Annotated in this window: 12 protein-coding genes and 1 tRNA gene; 8 read left to right on the top strand and 5 right to left on the bottom strand. The window is 63.7% G+C overall.

Annotated elements, in window-relative coordinates:
- Positions 1-379: 379 nt before the first annotated feature.
- Positions 380-455, bottom strand: a tRNA-Lys gene (locus C0Z19_RS23745).
- Positions 456-704: 249 nt separating this feature from the next.
- Here C0Z19_RS23745 and C0Z19_RS23740 point away from each other — a divergent pair.
- Complete coding sequence (locus tag C0Z19_RS23740) at positions 705-1,109, top strand: PaaI family thioesterase (RefSeq protein ID WP_102612287.1); 405 nt, start codon at positions 705-707, stop codon at positions 1,107-1,109.
- Positions 1,110-1,255: 146 nt separating this feature from the next.
- The gene (locus tag C0Z19_RS23735; protein WP_102612286.1) at positions 1,256-2,128 is read left to right on the top strand and encodes a patatin-like phospholipase family protein; all 873 of its coding nucleotides are present in this window, start codon (positions 1,256-1,258) and stop codon (positions 2,126-2,128) included.
- A 99-nt stretch (positions 2,129-2,227) separates the two neighbouring features.
- Here C0Z19_RS23735 and C0Z19_RS23730 read toward each other — a convergent pair whose 3' ends face one another.
- A complete protein-coding gene (locus C0Z19_RS23730) occupies positions 2,228-3,241 on the bottom strand; it encodes a D-2-hydroxyacid dehydrogenase family protein (RefSeq protein ID WP_102612285.1) in 1,014 nt (337 codons plus the stop codon).
- A gap of 411 nt (positions 3,242-3,652) precedes the next feature.
- On the opposite strand from C0Z19_RS23730, the gene C0Z19_RS23725 reads away from it, so the two are divergent.
- Both C0Z19_RS23725 and C0Z19_RS23720 read left to right on the top strand, forming a co-directional pair.
- The gene (locus C0Z19_RS23725; RefSeq protein WP_102612284.1) at positions 3,653-5,512 is read left to right on the top strand and encodes a phosphoenolpyruvate carboxykinase (GTP); all 1,860 of its coding nucleotides are present in this window, start codon (positions 3,653-3,655) and stop codon (positions 5,510-5,512) included.
- Positions 5,513-5,830: 318 nt separating this feature from the next.
- The gene (locus C0Z19_RS23720; protein WP_102612283.1) at positions 5,831-6,937 is read left to right on the top strand and encodes a LysR family transcriptional regulator; all 1,107 of its coding nucleotides are present in this window, start codon (positions 5,831-5,833) and stop codon (positions 6,935-6,937) included.
- A 200-nt stretch (positions 6,938-7,137) separates the two neighbouring features.
- Here C0Z19_RS23720 and C0Z19_RS23715 read toward each other — a convergent pair whose 3' ends face one another.
- From C0Z19_RS23715 to dprA, 3 genes are all read right to left on the bottom strand, one after another.
- Positions 7,138-9,810 carry a DNA topoisomerase III gene (locus C0Z19_RS23715; RefSeq protein ID WP_102612282.1) on the bottom strand — a complete coding sequence of 891 codons (2,673 nt, stop codon included), beginning with the start codon at positions 9,808-9,810 and terminating at the stop codon, positions 7,138-7,140.
- 238 nt (positions 9,811-10,048) lie between these two features.
- The gene (locus tag C0Z19_RS23710) at positions 10,049-10,426 is read right to left on the bottom strand and encodes a thioredoxin family protein (RefSeq protein ID WP_102612281.1); all 378 of its coding nucleotides are present in this window, start codon (positions 10,424-10,426) and stop codon (positions 10,049-10,051) included.
- A 74-nt stretch (positions 10,427-10,500) separates the two neighbouring features.
- A complete protein-coding gene (gene dprA, locus C0Z19_RS23705; protein WP_102612297.1) occupies positions 10,501-11,823 on the bottom strand; it encodes a DNA-processing protein DprA in 1,323 nt (440 codons plus the stop codon).
- Positions 11,824-12,084: 261 nt separating this feature from the next.
- On the opposite strand from dprA, the gene def reads away from it, so the two are divergent.
- From def to htpX, 4 genes are all read left to right on the top strand, one after another.
- Complete coding sequence (gene def / locus C0Z19_RS23700; RefSeq protein ID WP_102612280.1) at positions 12,085-12,588, top strand: peptide deformylase; 504 nt, start codon at positions 12,085-12,087, stop codon at positions 12,586-12,588.
- Between the two features lie 43 nt (positions 12,589-12,631).
- Entirely contained in the window at positions 12,632-13,630 is a 999-nt protein-coding gene (gene fmt, locus C0Z19_RS23695; protein ID WP_102612279.1) for a methionyl-tRNA formyltransferase, read from the top strand.
- Positions 13,631-13,722: 92 nt separating this feature from the next.
- Positions 13,723-14,379, top strand: coding sequence for a LysE family translocator (locus tag C0Z19_RS23690; RefSeq protein ID WP_102612296.1), 657 nt, complete (start codon positions 13,723-13,725; stop codon positions 14,377-14,379).
- Positions 14,380-14,507: 128 nt separating this feature from the next.
- Positions 14,508-15,365: a zinc metalloprotease HtpX gene (gene htpX / locus C0Z19_RS23685; protein WP_102612278.1), complete on the top strand. Its 858-nt coding sequence runs from the start codon at positions 14,508-14,510 to the stop codon at positions 15,363-15,365.
- Positions 15,366-15,418 lie beyond the last annotated feature (53 nt).

Raw genomic sequence — 15,418 nt, 5'->3', positions numbered from 1 at the left:
TGTCATGCGCAACGCCAATCCTGCCTTCCGGTCCGCTCGGTCACGTTCCCGAAATGCCCGGTCACGTTACCGAAATCGCCGGTCACCATCCCGAAACGGCCGGTCACGTTCGTCCGAAATACGCAGCTTCGTGTCGAACGTACGATAGACGGGCTTGTATCCGCGCCGACGAACTTCGGCGCGCCAATACTCGCCGCGCTGACTGATGTATGCCATTTCCAGACTCCATGCGAAAGATTGAGATCGCTTGGTCTGGATTCTTCCGTTCCGGCAGTTTTCCGGCAAAGGCCAGTTTTTGACGCCTGCGCACGCGGGCTATAGGCGAAAAAAAAGCACCGCGATCGCTCGCAAGTGCTTGATTTCCTACAGCAGAATTCGGTGGTGGGGCGTGAGTGACTCGAACACTCGACCTACGGATTAAGAGTCCGCTGCTCTACCAACTGAGCTAACGCCCCCAAGAGACTGCGAATTATGCAGGACTTTTTCGAGGTTGCCTAGCCCTTTTCGTCATTTTTCGAAAAATTCTTTGTCGCGGAGCTCGCCGGCCCCGTCGGCCGGGCATGACGCCTCGCTATTAAGTACGATTTTTCGCTCCCCGGTATGATGGCGGCACTGTAACGTATCAGCGCGGCGGTACCCGGAGGCCGGTACCGACCCGCCAAGCCAAGCACAGGCACCGGAAAGATGCTCTGCATGGAGACGCCATGACCGAAACCGCTATCCTCGATCTGCTCGAACGCGTCCTTGCGCCCTGGGTGCGTTCGCTCGCGCTAAAGCCTGTCTCAGTTTCGGACGACAGCGCCACGCTGAAGCTCCCGTTCTCGGGCGAATTTCGGCACTCGGGCGGCGTGATCTGCGGTCAGGTCTTCATGGCTGCGGCCGATACGGCCATGATCGTCGCCATCTCGGCCGCCCTCGGCGAATTCCGCCCGATGACAACGGTCTCGCTGAACATCAACTTCATGCGCGCCGTGCGAAAAGGCGATGTGTTGGTCACTGCTCGCGTCTTGCGGATGGGCCGCAATCTGGTTTTCGGCGAAATCGAACTCGTCGACGAAGAAGGCAAGATGGCCGTCCACGCGACGACCACCTATGCACTGACCAACTAGCCAACTAACTGACTAACCAACCAACGCCAGCTGAATTCAACCGAGGCCAGCCCGCGTCCGCACAGGGCCGGCGCGAGCCACCGCGCACCGGTCGCACGACACCGCCACGCCGCCACGCCGCCACTCCCAAGAAAGGAACCCTCAGCATGTTCGATCAGGTCGTGTTCGCAGGCGGCGGCAACCGCTGCTGGTGGCAGGCCGGTTTCTGGGACGTCGTTCAACCCGAACTCGCGCTCGCGCCCCGCGTCATCGCCGCCATCTCGGCCGGCGCAGCGACAGCCTGCATGCTCTACACGCGCGACTCCGAATGGGTCATGCGCTATTACGAAGACGTGCTCCGTCACAACAAGAAGAACGCCTACTGGGGCAATCTCTGGCGTCGCGGTGCCCCCGTGTTTCCGCACTACGCGATCTATCGACGCGCGCTGCTCGACATCTACGGCGAGCCGTTCGCCAAGCTCGCCCAAGCGCCGGAGATACGCGTCGGCGTCTCGCGCGTGCCACGCTGGCTCGGTGCGCGCGCTTCCGTCGTCGCGGGTCTCGTCGCCTACAACATCGACAAGCACATCCGCAAAGTGCTTCATCCAACGCTAGGCCGCGCGCTCGGCTTTCGGCCCGAGTTTGTCCGCGTGCAGGAGTGCGCAGTCGTGGAAGAACTCGCCGATCTGATCCTGCAATCGTCGTGTACGCCGCCGTTCACGCCCGTCCTGCGGCGCAAGGGACGCCCCGTGCTCGACGGCGGCATGGTCGACAATGTGCCTGTCGGCGCCCTCGACGAAACACCGGGGCGGGTGCTCGTACTCGTCACACGGCGCTATCCGCGTCCGCAAACCTTCGTCGTCGCGCACGGTTCGCAACAACGCCTTTACGTGCAACCTTCGCGCAAAGTACCGATCTCGAGCTGGGACTACACGCAGCCCGCACTGATGCGCCCCGCGTACGACCTCGGTCGCGCAGACGGCGAGGCGTTTCTCCAACGCCTGACGCAGCTCTCGGAGTTGGCCGTTCGTCAGGTTTGAACGAAGAAGAAGTCGGCAAACTGCCGCGCGCCGACAACGCATACCCACGCGCAGCTTGCACGCGATGCAACGATGAACGGCGATGCGATGCAGCCCCGCTCAGCGCCGCCGCACCACGCTCAACGCTTCCGGATTGACGACGCTCGCGGTGTCACCTTCGTCGAACGCAAGAATGTTCTTGAACGCGCCGCTGAAATAGAGCTCGTAGCTCTCGCGTTCCACATAACCGATGTGCGGCGTGCAGATCACATTCTCCATACGTAACAAACCGTAGCCCTGCAGGATCGGCTCGCTTTCATAGACGTCGATCGCGACCATGCCGGGGCGGTTGTGCGAGAGCGCGTTGACGAGCGCGTTCTCTTCGAGCAGCTCGGCGCGGCTCGTATTGACGAAGAGCGCCGTCGGTTTCATCCGCAGCAGGTCGGCCTGCTTGACGATGCCGCGCGTGTCGTCATGCAGGCGCAGATGCAATGTCAGCACATCGCTTTCTTCAAACAGCGCTTCGCGGGTAGCTGCAACTTCATAGCCGTCGGCCTTTGCCGCCTCGAGCGAATGCTCGCGGCCCCAGATCAACACGCGCATGCCGAATGCTTTGCCATAGCCGGCGACGAGGCGTCCGATCTTGCCGTAGCCCCAGATGCCCAGCGTATGGCCGCGCAGGACGGTGCCCAGGCCGAAGTTCGGCGGCAGCGCCGAGGTCTTGAGCCCCGATTGCTGCCACGCCCCTTGTTTCAGGTTCGCAACGTACTGCGGAATGCGGCGTTGCGCCGCCATGATCAGCGCCCAGGTCAGTTCGGCCGGCGCGATCGGCGAGCCGACGCCTTCCAATACGGCGATGCCGCGCTCGGTACAGGCTTCGAGATCGATGTGGCTCGACACTTTGCCGGTCTGGCTGATCATGCGCAAATGCGGCAGCTTATCGAGCAGTTGCGAGGTCACGCGCGTGCGTTCCCTGATCAAGACCAGCGCATCGACCTCCGCGAGGCGGCTGGCAAGTTGACCCAGGCCGCGAACCGTGTTGTTGAACACTTTCACGTCATGACCGGTCAGTAGTTGGAAGCAGTCGAGTTTACGGACGGCGTCCTGGTAGTCGTCGAGAATAGCAATCTTCATAAGCAAGGGAGGTGAGTGTTGCAGCGCACGATGCAGGCTATAGACGGAGTGATATGCTTCTCGGTTCCAACCCTGTCACAGGAACCCAAGCTGGCATGAGCGATGCAACGAAGCTCGTCACGATGCTCAAAGCGTTCACCAAGCAGGACTGCTTCTTTTTAACAGCTTGTTGCGCCGCCGCGCAAGCCGCTAATCGCATGCGCAGTGCTCGCCCGCTCGCGCTCGTTCCGGCCGCAACAGCGGCACGGGTCGATTGCGGCCCGCGCAGCGCGCATACCCGGCGCCAACCTTCTCCGCTCCTGACGCACTCGTCCACGCGCGCAACGTACGCGCATGGGCGCGCCTCTCGCACGCAGCGTCAGCGAGCAACAACCGTTTCCTTCTTAACGATCACAAAACGGAGACTGCTCGATGAATCATTCCGCCTTTGGAGGCGTCACCACAGTTGAAGCGCCTGCCTACGTCAAACATCGAAAGCTGATTGACTGGGTGCAACGTATCGCCGCCTTGGCGAAGCCCGAACGCGTCGTCTGGTGCGACGGTTCGCAGGAAGAATACGATCGCCTCTGCGAACAGATGGTCCAGGCCGGCACGCTCACGCGTTTGAACGCCGAGAAGCGTCCGAACTCGTATCTGGCGTGTTCCGATCCGTCCGACGTCGCACGCGTCGAGGATCGCACGTTCATCTGCTCGGAATATCGCGACGACGCAGGGCCCACCAACAACTGGATGGAGCCCTCGGAGATGCGCGCCACGCTCGACGGCTTGTTCGACGGCGCCATGCGCGGCCGCACGCTGTATGTCGTGCCGTTTTCGATGGGACCGGTCGGCTCGCCGATCGCCCATATCGGCGTGGAGTTGACCGACAGCCCGTACGTGGTCGTCAATATGCGCATCATGACGCGCATGGGCCGCGCGGTGTACGACGTGCTCGGCGAGAACGGCGATTTCGTGCCGTGCGTGCATTCGGTCGGCGCGCCTTTGCAACCGGGCCAGGCCGATGTGTCGTGGCCCTGCAATTCGACGAAGTACATCGTCCACTTCCCCGAAGCGCGCGAGATCTGGAGTTTCGGGTCGGGCTACGGCGGCAATGCGTTGCTTGGCAAGAAGTGCTTCGCGCTACGGATCGCTTCGACGATGGGCCGCAGGGAAGGCTGGCTCGCCGAACACATGCTGATCCTGACGGTCACGTCGAACGAAGGCCGCAAGTATCGCGTGGCCGCGGCGTTCCCCTCGGCCTGCGGCAAGACGAACTTCGCGATGTTGATTCCGCCGCGATCGATGGACGGCTGGTCGATTTCGACGATCGGTGACGACATTGCCTGGATCAAGCCCGGCAAGGACGGCCGCCTCTACGCGATCAACCCCGAGGCCGGCTACTTCGGCGTCGCGCCGGGCACGAGCGAGAAGACCAACTTCAACGCCATGGCCACGCTCAAGGGCAACGTGATTTTCACGAACGTGGCGTTGACCGACGACGGCGATGTCTGGTGGGAAGGCATGACCGATACGCCGCCGGCGCATTTGATCGACTGGCAGGGCAACGATTGGACGCCCGAAATCGCCAAGGAAACGGGCCGCAAGGCGGCGCATCCGAACGCGCGCTTCACCGCGCCGGCTTCGCAGTGTCCGTCGATCGATCCCGATTGGGAGAATCCGGCCGGCGTGCCGATCGATGCCTTCATCTTCGGCGGACGGCGTTCGGGCACGGTGCCGCTCGTCACCGAGGCGCGCAACTGGGTCGAAGGCGTGTACATGGCCGCGACGATGGGTTCGGAGACGACGGCAGCGGCAGCCGGCAAGCAGGGCGTCGTGCGGCGCGATCCGTTTGCCATGCTGCCGTTCTGCGGCTATCACATGGGCGATTACTTCGATCACTGGCTCGGCGTGGGCGAGCGGCTCGATAAGCTCGGCGCGAAGCTGCCGAAGATCTTTTGCGTCAACTGGTTCCGCAAAGGCCCCGACGGCAAATTCGTCTGGCCGGGCTTCGGCGAGAACATGCGCGTGCTGCGTTGGATGATCGGCCGCATCGAGGGCAAGGCCGAAGGCGTCGGCCATGCGTTCGGCGTGTCGCCGCGCTATGAAGACATCGACTGGAGCGGGCTCGCGTTCACGCGCGAACAATTCGAGCAGGTGATTTCCGTGGACGACGCCGATTGGCGGCAAGAGCTGTCGCTGCACGCGGAGTTTTTCGATTCGCTGCGTCAGCGGTTGCCGGCTGCGTTAACCCAGACGAAAGCCGAGATCGAAGGGCGACTCACCGCGGCTTGACGTTGGTAGGGACGGATTAGAGTCTTTCCTCGGCGCGTCGCGCGCCGGGTTTCATTCTCCAGCACCGCGCAGACGCCCGGCCGCCCATGGGCGGACACGCGTAGCAAAAGACCGCCTTCGGGCGGTTTTTCTTTTGATTTTTTGCGAATCCTTCATGCCCCGATTTCGCCGTTCGAATGCCGTTCGAGCGGCCTCGTTTCTTGCTGCGAAAGAAAACCGGCCACGTGCGCAACTCTGCGCGCGTTTCAAAGTCGTAGGACAATCACCAATTGGCTTGGGAATTTTTTCTGAGTAACAAACAAGCGGCAGGAGTCGTCAATGGATCATTTGCAGTCAATGCGTGTGTTCGTGAAAGTGGCGGATCTCGGCAGTTTCGCGCGCGCAGCCAGCGCGATGGACATCTCCAACGCCGTGGCCACGCGTCACGTCGCCGACCTCGAAGGCCGGCTCGGCACGCGCCTGCTCAACCGCACCACCCGCAGCCTCTCGCTGACCGAATCGGGCCAGGTCTACCTCGAACGCGCCCGCCAGATTCTCGACGAGCTCGAAGATGTCGAGCAGATGGTCGTCGCGCGCAACCACGAGCCGGTCGGCACGCTGCGTATCGTCGCGCCTGTGGTATTCGGCCTGCACAATCTCGCGCCGGTCCTGCAGACGTACACGCAACGCTTTCCACAAGTGGTGCCTGATCTGACGCTGGTGGATCGCAGCGTCGATCTGGTGGAGGAAGGCTTCGACGTCGGTATCGTCATTGCTCAGAAAGTGCGCAGCGCAAGCATCGTGACCCGGCGGCTGACGACAGGCTGCATGATCGTCTGTGCGACGCCCGCTTATTTGGAAAAGCACGGCACGCCCACGCGGCCCGAGGAGCTGCTCGACCACGCATGCCTGAGCCTCCCGACCGAATACTGGGGCGACGAGCGCGTATTTACGGGGCCGGAAGGGGAAGTGCGCGTGCGCCCCTCGAATGTGATCGTCGCGAACAACACGGAAATGTTGCGGCAGTTTGCGCTGCTCGACATGGGCATCGCGATCCTGCCGAGCTATTTGATCGGCAGCGATGCGACGCGCGGCAATCTCGTGCGCGTGCTGTCCGATTATCGGCTGCCGCAGGTCGAGATCAACATCGGCTACCCGAGCCGCCGCCATTTGCCGGCCAAGGTGCGCACTTTCATCGATCACCTCGTCGAGCACTTCAGCCAAACGCCGAACGGGACACTGGGCGAGCTTTGGCTCAAGGACGCACCAGCGCCCGCGAGTGTCGCTGCCACCCCGCAGCCGCAACCCGAACCCGCCGAAGCCGCGGACGAAGAGGGCTACGAAGTCGAGACCGAGGTGTTCAGCGGTCGGCGCGACAGTAACAGTACGCTGCGGAAGATGGTGCGCCAGCCACGTGGACGAGTCAGCACGCCCTCGCCGCTCTGACAAAGGGAAGGGGGCTTCTCCGGCGCCAGGTTGCAGTGGGCGCTATTTGGAAAACGAGCGCGTGTAGCTGAACGACACCCTCAAAGTTGGACATCGATCCGACTTTGGGGGTGTTTCGCATCAGGGCGCTTCTTTTCGGCTTCTTTTCTATTTGCCGGGCGGCGGCGCGAATGCGCCGCCTGTCCGCTCGAAAGACCGCGTCAGGCGTTGGCTTTCCTTGCGGCGGCGCGCTTGGCCGGCGGCTTCGCTGCCGCCGTCTTGGCTGCTGTTTTCGCCGCGGTTTTCGCCGGCGCCTTGGCAGCCGACTTCTTCGCCGGAGCCGCCGTGGCCGTGTCGGCCGTTTCGTCCGCGCCGTTCGAGTCGGCACCGGCTGCCGCCGTGCGCGCGGCCGTCTTCGCTGCCGTTTTGGCCGATGGCTCCTTCTTCTCGAACTCGAAGCCGATCTTGCCGTCACTCTGCTTGACGAGATATGCCTTGAAATTGCGGCCCGTGCGCGACGACTTGAAGCCCGTCAGCAAATCGGTACGCCCTTCGCCAAGCAGCTTGGCCATCTGCTCACGAGCGATTTCCTGCTGAAGGATGACCTTACCCGAGCGGAAATCGCAGGTCTTCGGGCTGGCGACCGAGTTTTCGCAGACATAGCTCATGCCGTGCTCGAACACGCGAGCATGGCACTTCGGACACGCGCCGACGCTTTCCTGTTCGGAGAAATCAGGCGCTTCGCCGTCTTCGCCGCCTTGATCCTGGCCGAAGTCGAATTCAAGCTTGTAGTTCTTCGTTTCGTCGTCGAACGAAAGCTTGAGAATGGCCGAGAAAGGGCGCCCCATCTTGCTGCGGAAACCCGACAGCGGGCCGATCTGCTTCTCTTTGAGCAGCGTTTCGACTTCATCCACCTCGAACTGCCGGCTTCCCGGAATCTTCGAAATGGAAAACTCGCACTGCGTGCAGGCGAAACGCCGGTAGTTTTCCTTGACTTGGCCGCCGCAGTTCGGGCATGGCGTGGCGAGCGTCGCGTAGTCGCCCGGAATCGTATCGGAGTCGTACTCCTTTGCGCGCTTGACGATCGTCTGCGTCATGCGGGCGATTTCCTGCATGAACGCGTCGCGCGCCAGCTTGCCGCGTTCCATCTGCGACAGCTTGTACTCCCACTCGCCCGTCAGCTCCGGTGCGGTCAACTCCTTGACGCCCAGGCCGCGCAACAGCGTCATCAGCTGGAACGCCTTGGCCGTCGGAATCAGCTCGCGGCCCTCGCGCACGAGGTATTTCTCGCCGAGCAGCCCTTCGATGATCGCAGCCCGCGTGGCCGGCGTGCCGAGCCCTTTCGCGGCCATCGCCTCGCGCAGTTCGTCGTCTTCGACGAGCTTGCCCGCGCCTTCCATCGCCGAGAGCAGCGTTGCTTCGTTGTAGCGCGCGGGCGGCTTCGTCGTCAGGCCGTGGGCGGCGATCTCGTCGGTTTTGACCTTCTCGTCCTTCTGCACGGGAACGAGATTGGCGTCTTCGCCGCTCGACTCGCGCCCGTAGATCTGCAGCCAGCCCGGCTCGACGAGCACTTTGCCTTCGGTCTTGAAGTGATGGCCGGCCACTTCGGTGATGCGGGTCGTGATGCGATACTCGGCGGCCGGGAAGAAGACGGCCAGGAACCGCTTGACGACGAGGTCGTAGAGCTTTTGCTCCGGCTCCGACAGCGATTTCGGCGCCAGCAGCGTTGGGATGATGGCGAAGTGATCGCTGATCTTCGAATTGTCGAAGATGCGCTTGTTCGGTTTGACCCAGCCCTTATCGAGCACCTGCTTGGCGAACGGCAGGTAGTTGTTGCTCTCCTTGAGCATCGCGAGCGTGCTCTGCACCGTGCTGATGTAGTCCTCGGGCAGCGCTCGCGCGTCGGTACGCGGGTAGGTCAGGACTTTGTGTTTTTCGTACAGCGCTTGTGCGAGCCCCAGTGTGTTCTTCGCCGAAAACCCGAACCGGCCATTGGCTTCGCGCTGCAAGCTCGTCAGATCGAACAGTGCCGGCGACAGTTGGCTCGACGGCTTCGATTCCTCGGATACCGTGCCGAGCTGCTCGCGGCAGGCGGCGACGACCGTTTCCGCCGCAGCGGGGCTCCAAAGCCGCGAATCGCGCTTTTCCGGATCGAACTCGTCGCGCTTGAACTTCGGATCGTACCAGCGACCTTCGTAGAAGCCGCCTGCGCAGACGAATTGCGCCCGCACTTCCCAGTAATCGCGCGGGACAAAATGGCGGATCTTTTCTTCGCGTTCGACGACGATCGACAGCGTCGGCGTCTGCACGCGCCCGACCGTCGTCAGGAAAAAGCCGCCGCCTTTGCTGTTGAACGCGGTCATGGCGCGCGTGCCGTTGATGCCGACGAGCCAGTCGGCTTCCGAGCGACAGCGTGCGGCGTCGGCCAGCGGTTGCATGTCGGCGTCGCTGCGCAGGTGCGCGAAGCCGTCGCGAATCGCGGCGGGCGTCATCGATTGCAGCCACAGCCGCTGGACCGGCTTCCTGGCGTTCGCGTGCTGCGCGATAAGCCGGAAGATCAGTTCGCCCTCGCGCCCCGCGTCACATGCGTTGATGAGCCGTTCGACGTCCTTGCGCTTGATCAGCTTCGTCAACACCTTCAGCCGCGATTCGCTCTTTGCGATCGGGTTGAGGTCGAAATGCGGTGGAATGACGGGCAGATGCGCGAAGCTCCACTTGCCTCGCTTCACTTCGTATTCTTCGGGCGCGGCGATCTCGAGCAAATGGCCGACCGCCGACGAGAGGACGTATTCGTCGTTCTCGTAGTACTCGTCATGTTTGGTGAAGCCGCCGAGCGCCCGCGCGATGTCGTTCGCGACCGAGGGCTTCTCCGCAATGATCAGTGCTTTGGACATGACTGGATTAGTGTAGTGACCGGGGTCCGATCCCGGATTGTGTTCCCTTCAACGACCGCTTTATAGCACACGGCGCACAAGCGGCGTCCGGTTCCCCCGAAAAAGCACCAGGTCGGCGGCGCCGACCACCGCGCCAGGACCTGTGCGGGGCAACCAACGCAGACGGCCGGCCGGCGTGCTCTGTGTGCACGGATCGTGCCGCCCGCGGCAGGCACGGCACATTCGCGGGAGGGTCGGCTCAAGCCGCTGCGAGCGCCGGTCGCACCTTCGGCGCTCCCACGGCGTTCGGCAAGGCCGTGAGCTCCGACAGCAGCCGTTCGGCGATCGCACCGTGCGGCAGCACCGTGCCGAAAAAGCGCGTCGTGACGCCATCTTCTATCAGCAGCGTCGGAAAGTTCTCCACATCGAGATCGTCGAAACGATCGGCGTGCGTTTCGATATCGATCCAGACAAAGCAGATGTCGGGATGCGCGTTGGCCAACGCGTCGAACGTCGCGCGGTACTCTCGGCATGTCCCGCACCACTGCGCGCAGAGGCAGGCGACAAGCAGCGTGTTGGGGTTGTTGATGCGCTCGGCGATCCGGTCTGAGTCCGTGTCGAGGTTCAGCGCGGGCATGATGCATTCCTTCTGTTCTATTCCCGGTAGCGGTTTGGCGACTGTAGCACGCCGGATTCGACGGCCGTTTGACGTCAGCTTCGCGTGTGTCGAACGTAACGGCCCCCCGGCAGGACGGTCAAAAGCCCGCGCAGTTCGAGTTCGAGCAACGCGGCCTGCAACGTCGCACTGTCCATTTCGGTGCGCGCAGCCAGAACTTCAAGGGCGGCCGGCGCATGACCCAGCGCGGCCAGCAACCGGTCGCCCGCGCCGGAAAGCGCGACCTTTGACGGTTGGGCCGCGTCGGCTTCGTCGAATAGCGGCAGCGCGGCGGGCGACGCCGTCGGCCGTGCGCCGCTCGCCGCGGGGCGCGTACGCGCTCCGTCGGCTCGCGGGCGCGACCGCTTGCGGGGCGGCGACGCCACGCGTACTGCCCGAGGCTCGGCCGAGGACGGGCCTGCCGCACCTTGGGGCTCGGCTGCCTGCCGCGGCGCCGAGCTACCGTTGGCCCTGGAGGCGGCGTGCATGGGCTTCAGTTCTTCGAGAACGTCCTCCGGCGTCTCGGTCAGCTTCGCTCCGTCCTTGATCAATCCATGGCACCCACGGGCAAGCGGCGCGTGGATCGAGCCCGGGATCGCGAATACATCGCGCCCCATTTCATTGGCCAAGCGGGCCGTGATCAGCGAGCCCGAGCGCTGGGCCGCCTCGACGACAAGCACGCCCACGCTCATGCCGGCGATGAGGCGATTGCGTTGCGGGAAGTGGGCCGGCTTGGCCGGTGTGCCTGGCGGCCATTCGGAGATGATCGCTCCCCGCTGCGCGATATCGTGCGCCAAAGCGACGTGCTGCGCCGGATAGACGACGTCGGCCCCCGTGCCGACCACGGCGACCGTCTCGCCGCCCCCTTCCAGTGCGCCGCGATGCGCGGCGGCGTCGATGCCGAGCGCCAAGCCAGACACGACGACGAAGCCCGCTGCGGCGAGCTCACGAGCGAAACGCCGGGCGTCGTCCGCGCCCTGGGGCGTGGCGCTTCTACTCCCGACGATCGCGATACCGGGCGCATGCAGCGATTCGAGCCGGCCGCGGACGTAGAGGATGGGCGGCGGATCGTGCATGGTGAGCAGGGCGGCCGGGTAGGCGGGATCGTCCAGGGCCACGATGGCATGGCCGGGCGTCTCGCACCAGGCACGCGTGCGCTCCAGCTGCTCGCCCACCTCGATCCGAGCCGCGGCGGCCACGGCGCGCGCGGCTTCCGGGCCGGCCTTCTCGGCCACGGTGCCGAGGGGTTGGGCAAGCAGGGTCGGTGCATCGCCGAATGCACCGACCAGCTCGCGCAACACCGCCGACGGCAGGCCCCGGACGGCAGACAGCGCGAGCCACGCGCCGAGCGCCTCCTGGCTCAACGAACGTGCGTGCATCGCGACGCGCCTTCGTACGGCTGCCTGCGCGCCGCCCAGCGTCGTGATAAAATTTTCATCATCTGAAATCACCTCCAACGACCTCCAACGTTGCCTGCGCGCCCGTTCGCGTCTCACGGCGAGTGGCGTGAAAGCGTGCGCGGTTCGGCGTATCTTCGGTCATTGCCGAGGGCTTCGCCAGCTGGCCGAACGGCCTATCGCATAGGTCCCGATCGATCGTGTACGTTACGGCCAGGTCGCACAAACCGAACTTTTGACACCATGGCTTTACTGAGCATTCTCAATTACCCCGATAAGCGGCTCCATAAGGTCGCCAAACCGGTCGCGAAAGTGGACGAGCGCATCCGCAAACTCGTCGCCGACATGGCCGAAACCATGTACGCCGCGCCCGGCGTGGGTTTGGCGGCGACGCAGGTCGACGTCCACGAGCGCGTGATCGTCATCGACGTCTCCGAGACGCATAACGAACTACGCGCCTTCATCAATCCTGAAATCGTCTGGTCGAGCGACGAGCGCAAGATCAACGAAGAAGGCTGCTTGTCGGTGCCCGGCGTCTACGACGAAGTCGAGCGCGCCGAACGCGTGCGCGTGCGCGCCCTCAACGAAAAAGGCGAGTCATTCGAGCTCGATTGCGAAGGGCTGCTGGCCGTTTGCATCCAGCACGAGATGGATCACCTGATGGGGCGTGTGTTCGTCGAGTATTTGTCACCGCTCAAGCAAACGCGCATCAAGACCAAGATGAAGAAGCTCGCGCACGCGATGTGACGCGTCCCCTTACTGCACGTTGTCCACCGCTTTCGCCCGATCCATGACCCATACGCTGCGCGTCGTCTTCGCCGGCACGCCCGAGTTCGCGGCCGCCGCGCTCGCTGCCATTTACGAAGCGGGCTTTCCCGTTCCGCTCGTCCTGACCCAGCCGGACCGGCCGGCCGGCCGCGGCATGAAGCTGCAGGCGAGCGCCGTCAAGCGCTACGCCGTAGAGCACGGGCTGCCTGTCGCGCAACCGCCGTCGCTGCGGCGCACGGGCAAGTATCCGAACGAGGCGGCGCAGGCAATCGGGCAATTGCGCGCGACACCGCATGATGTGATGGTCGTCGCCGCGTACGGCTTGCTGCTGCCTCAGGAAGTGCTCGACATTGCGCCGTACGGGTGCATCAACATTCACGCGTCGTTGTTGCCTCGTTGGCGCGGCGCCGCGCCGATTCATCGCGCGCTCGAAGCGGGCGACGTAGAGACGGGTATCACGCTGATGCAGATGGACGCCGGGCTCGATACGGGCGCCATGATCGAGATGGCGCGCACACCGATCGATGCGCACGACACGACGGCGACATTGCACGACAAGCTCGCCGCGCAAGGGGCACAACTGATCGTCGAAGCGCTGACGGTGCTGGAAACGACGGGGGCGTTGTCGGCCACGCCGCAGAGCGCCGAAGGGGTGACCTACGCCGAAAAAATCGGCAAGCACGAGGCGGCGCTCGACTGGCGTCGCAGCGCCGTTGAACTCGCGAGGCAGGTGCGCGCCTTCGATCCCTTTCCCGGCGGGGTGGCGACCCTCGACGACGGCACCGCACTGAAGATCTGGGCGGCCGAACCCGTCGCCACGGCAGAGCCGGGTGCAGCGGCCGCGCAGCCCGGCACGATCGTCGACGTCTCGCCGCAGGGTGTCGTGATTGCGTGCGGCGAAGGCGCGCTTCGGCTGACGCAACTGCAAAAGCCGGGCGGCAAACGGCTGCCCGTGCGCGAATTTCTGGCCGGCGCCGCGCTCGCGCCCGGTCAGCGGCTGCGCCAGCCCGAACCGGCCTAGACGAGGGCGGGCAGGCCGTACGGACGAATGCATTGTTTCGATGCGCCATGCGAACATGGCGCGTCGGCGTTTTCAGCAAAGGGGGCCAAAGCATGCTCGGCATCGTTCACTTTCCGTTTTTCGTCGCAGCGGTTTTTTTGCTCAACGTGACGCCAGGGCCCGATACGGCCTACATCGTCGGGCGTAGCGTCGCGCAGGGCCGTGCCGCGGGTCTTATGTCGGCGCTCGGCATCTGCACGGGCTGCTGCGTGCATACGATCGCCTGCGCGTTCGGCCTGACAGCGCTGCTCGCCGCATCCGCCACGGCGTTCACCGTCATCAAGTTCGCCGGTGCGATCTATCTGATCTACCTCGGCGTGCGGCTCGCATTCTCGTCATCGGCCAAGTCACAAGCGGCTCCCGACGGCGCCGGCGACGGCGACGCCCCCGTGCAAGTGTCCAAGCCGTTGCGGCAACTCTTCTTGCAGGGCTTTTGGACGAACGTGCTCAATCCCAAGGTCGTGCTGTTTTTCGTTTCGTTCTTTCCCCAGTTCGTGTCGGGCGAAAGCCAGCACAAGGCGCTGGCATTTCTGACGCTCGGCGGCGTGTTCGTCGCGATGAGCATCGTGTGGTGCCTGTTCCTGGTCTGGGTCGCCAGCGGTGTTACGCGGCGTCTGGGCGGCAAGCCGGGTGTGAAGAAGTGGCTGGACCGCGTGGTCGGCAGCGCGTTCGTCGGCCTGGGGCTCAAGCTCGCCACGGCGACGCGGTGATTCCCTCTTTCACAGACGCTCGGCTGGCATCAATCTTTTCCTGACAAATAGCTTACAATCGCACTATGTGTCGAGGGCGGCTTCGTTCGGAGCCCGTCGCTCGATACGCAAACGGAAAAGGAGTACGCATGTTCAATTGGGTCAAAACCGCGATGCTGATGGCCGCGATCACGGCCCTGTTCGTCGTGATCGGCGGGATGATCGGCGGGACGCGCGGGATGATGTTCGCGCTCGTGATCGCGCTCGCGATGAACTTCTTCTCGTACTGGTTCTCGGACAAGATGGTCCTGAGGATGTACAACGCGCAGGAAGTGGACGAGACGAGCGCGCCGCAGTTTTACCGCATGGTTCGCGAGCTCGCGACGCGTGGGGGATTGCCGATGCCGCGCGTCTATCTGATCAACGAGGATGCGCCGAATGCGTTCGCAACGGGGCGAAACCCCGAGCATGCCGCGGTGGCCGCGACCACGGGCATTCTGCGTATTCTGTCCGAGCGTGAAATGCGCGGCGTGATGGCGCACGAGCTCACGCATGTGAAGCATCGCGACATCCTGATTTCGACGATTTCGGCGACGATGGCCGGCGCTATTTCGGCGCTCGCTAATTTCGCGATGTTCTTCGGCGGGCGCGACGAGGAAGGGCGTCCGACGAACCCGATCGCAGGGATTGCCGTGGCGCTGTTGGCGCCGATCGCCGCCGCCATGATCCAAATGGCGATATCCCGCGCACGGGAGTTCGAAGCCGATCGCGGCGGTGCGCAGCTATCGGGCGATCCGCAGGCGCTTGCGTCCGCGCTCGACAAGATTCATCGCTTCGCGGCCGGTATCCCGTTCGCGGCCGCGGAGGCGCATCCCACGACGGCGCAGATGATGATTCTGAACCCGCTCTCCAGCGGCGGGATTCAGAAACTATTCAGCACTCATCCAAGCACCGAAGAACGTATTGCCCGCCTTTCCGAAATGGCGCGTACGGGGCGTTTCGATTGATGTTAATGCGCTGCTTATGCTCGAAACGCTTTCGAGCAGTGCGGTAAAATCGT

The organism is Trinickia soli (genome assembly GCF_002879855.1).
Lineage (GTDB): Bacteria > Pseudomonadota > Gammaproteobacteria > Burkholderiales > Burkholderiaceae > Trinickia > Trinickia soli.
This window is presented reverse-complemented; position numbering and strand designations above follow the sequence as displayed.

Excerpts from the sequence above, each read along its gene's own strand:
- C0Z19_RS23740 (WP_102612287.1), top strand. The coding sequence starts at position 705 with ATGACCGAAACCGCTATCCTCGATCTGCTCGAACGCGTCCTTGCGCCC.
- C0Z19_RS23710 (WP_102612281.1), bottom strand. The coding sequence starts at position 10,426 with ATGCCCGCGCTGAACCTCGACACGGACTCAGACCGGATCGCCGAGCGC.
- C0Z19_RS23715 (WP_102612282.1), bottom strand. The coding sequence starts at position 9,810 with ATGTCCAAAGCACTGATCATTGCGGAGAAGCCCTCGGTCGCGAACGAC.
- C0Z19_RS23730 (WP_102612285.1), bottom strand. The coding sequence starts at position 3,241 with ATGAAGATTGCTATTCTCGACGACTACCAGGACGCCGTCCGTAAACTC.
- C0Z19_RS23690 (WP_102612296.1), top strand. The coding sequence starts at position 13,723 with ATGCTCGGCATCGTTCACTTTCCGTTTTTCGTCGCAGCGGTTTTTTTG.
- def (WP_102612280.1), top strand. The coding sequence starts at position 12,085 with ATGGCTTTACTGAGCATTCTCAATTACCCCGATAAGCGGCTCCATAAG.
- fmt (WP_102612279.1), top strand. The coding sequence starts at position 12,632 with ATGACCCATACGCTGCGCGTCGTCTTCGCCGGCACGCCCGAGTTCGCG.
- htpX (WP_102612278.1), top strand. The coding sequence starts at position 14,508 with ATGTTCAATTGGGTCAAAACCGCGATGCTGATGGCCGCGATCACGGCC.
- C0Z19_RS23725 (WP_102612284.1), top strand. The coding sequence starts at position 3,653 with ATGAATCATTCCGCCTTTGGAGGCGTCACCACAGTTGAAGCGCCTGCC.
- C0Z19_RS23735 (WP_102612286.1), top strand. The coding sequence starts at position 1,256 with ATGTTCGATCAGGTCGTGTTCGCAGGCGGCGGCAACCGCTGCTGGTGG.
- C0Z19_RS23720 (WP_102612283.1), top strand. The coding sequence starts at position 5,831 with ATGGATCATTTGCAGTCAATGCGTGTGTTCGTGAAAGTGGCGGATCTC.
- dprA (WP_102612297.1), bottom strand. The coding sequence starts at position 11,823 with ATGCACGCACGTTCGTTGAGCCAGGAGGCGCTCGGCGCGTGGCTCGCG.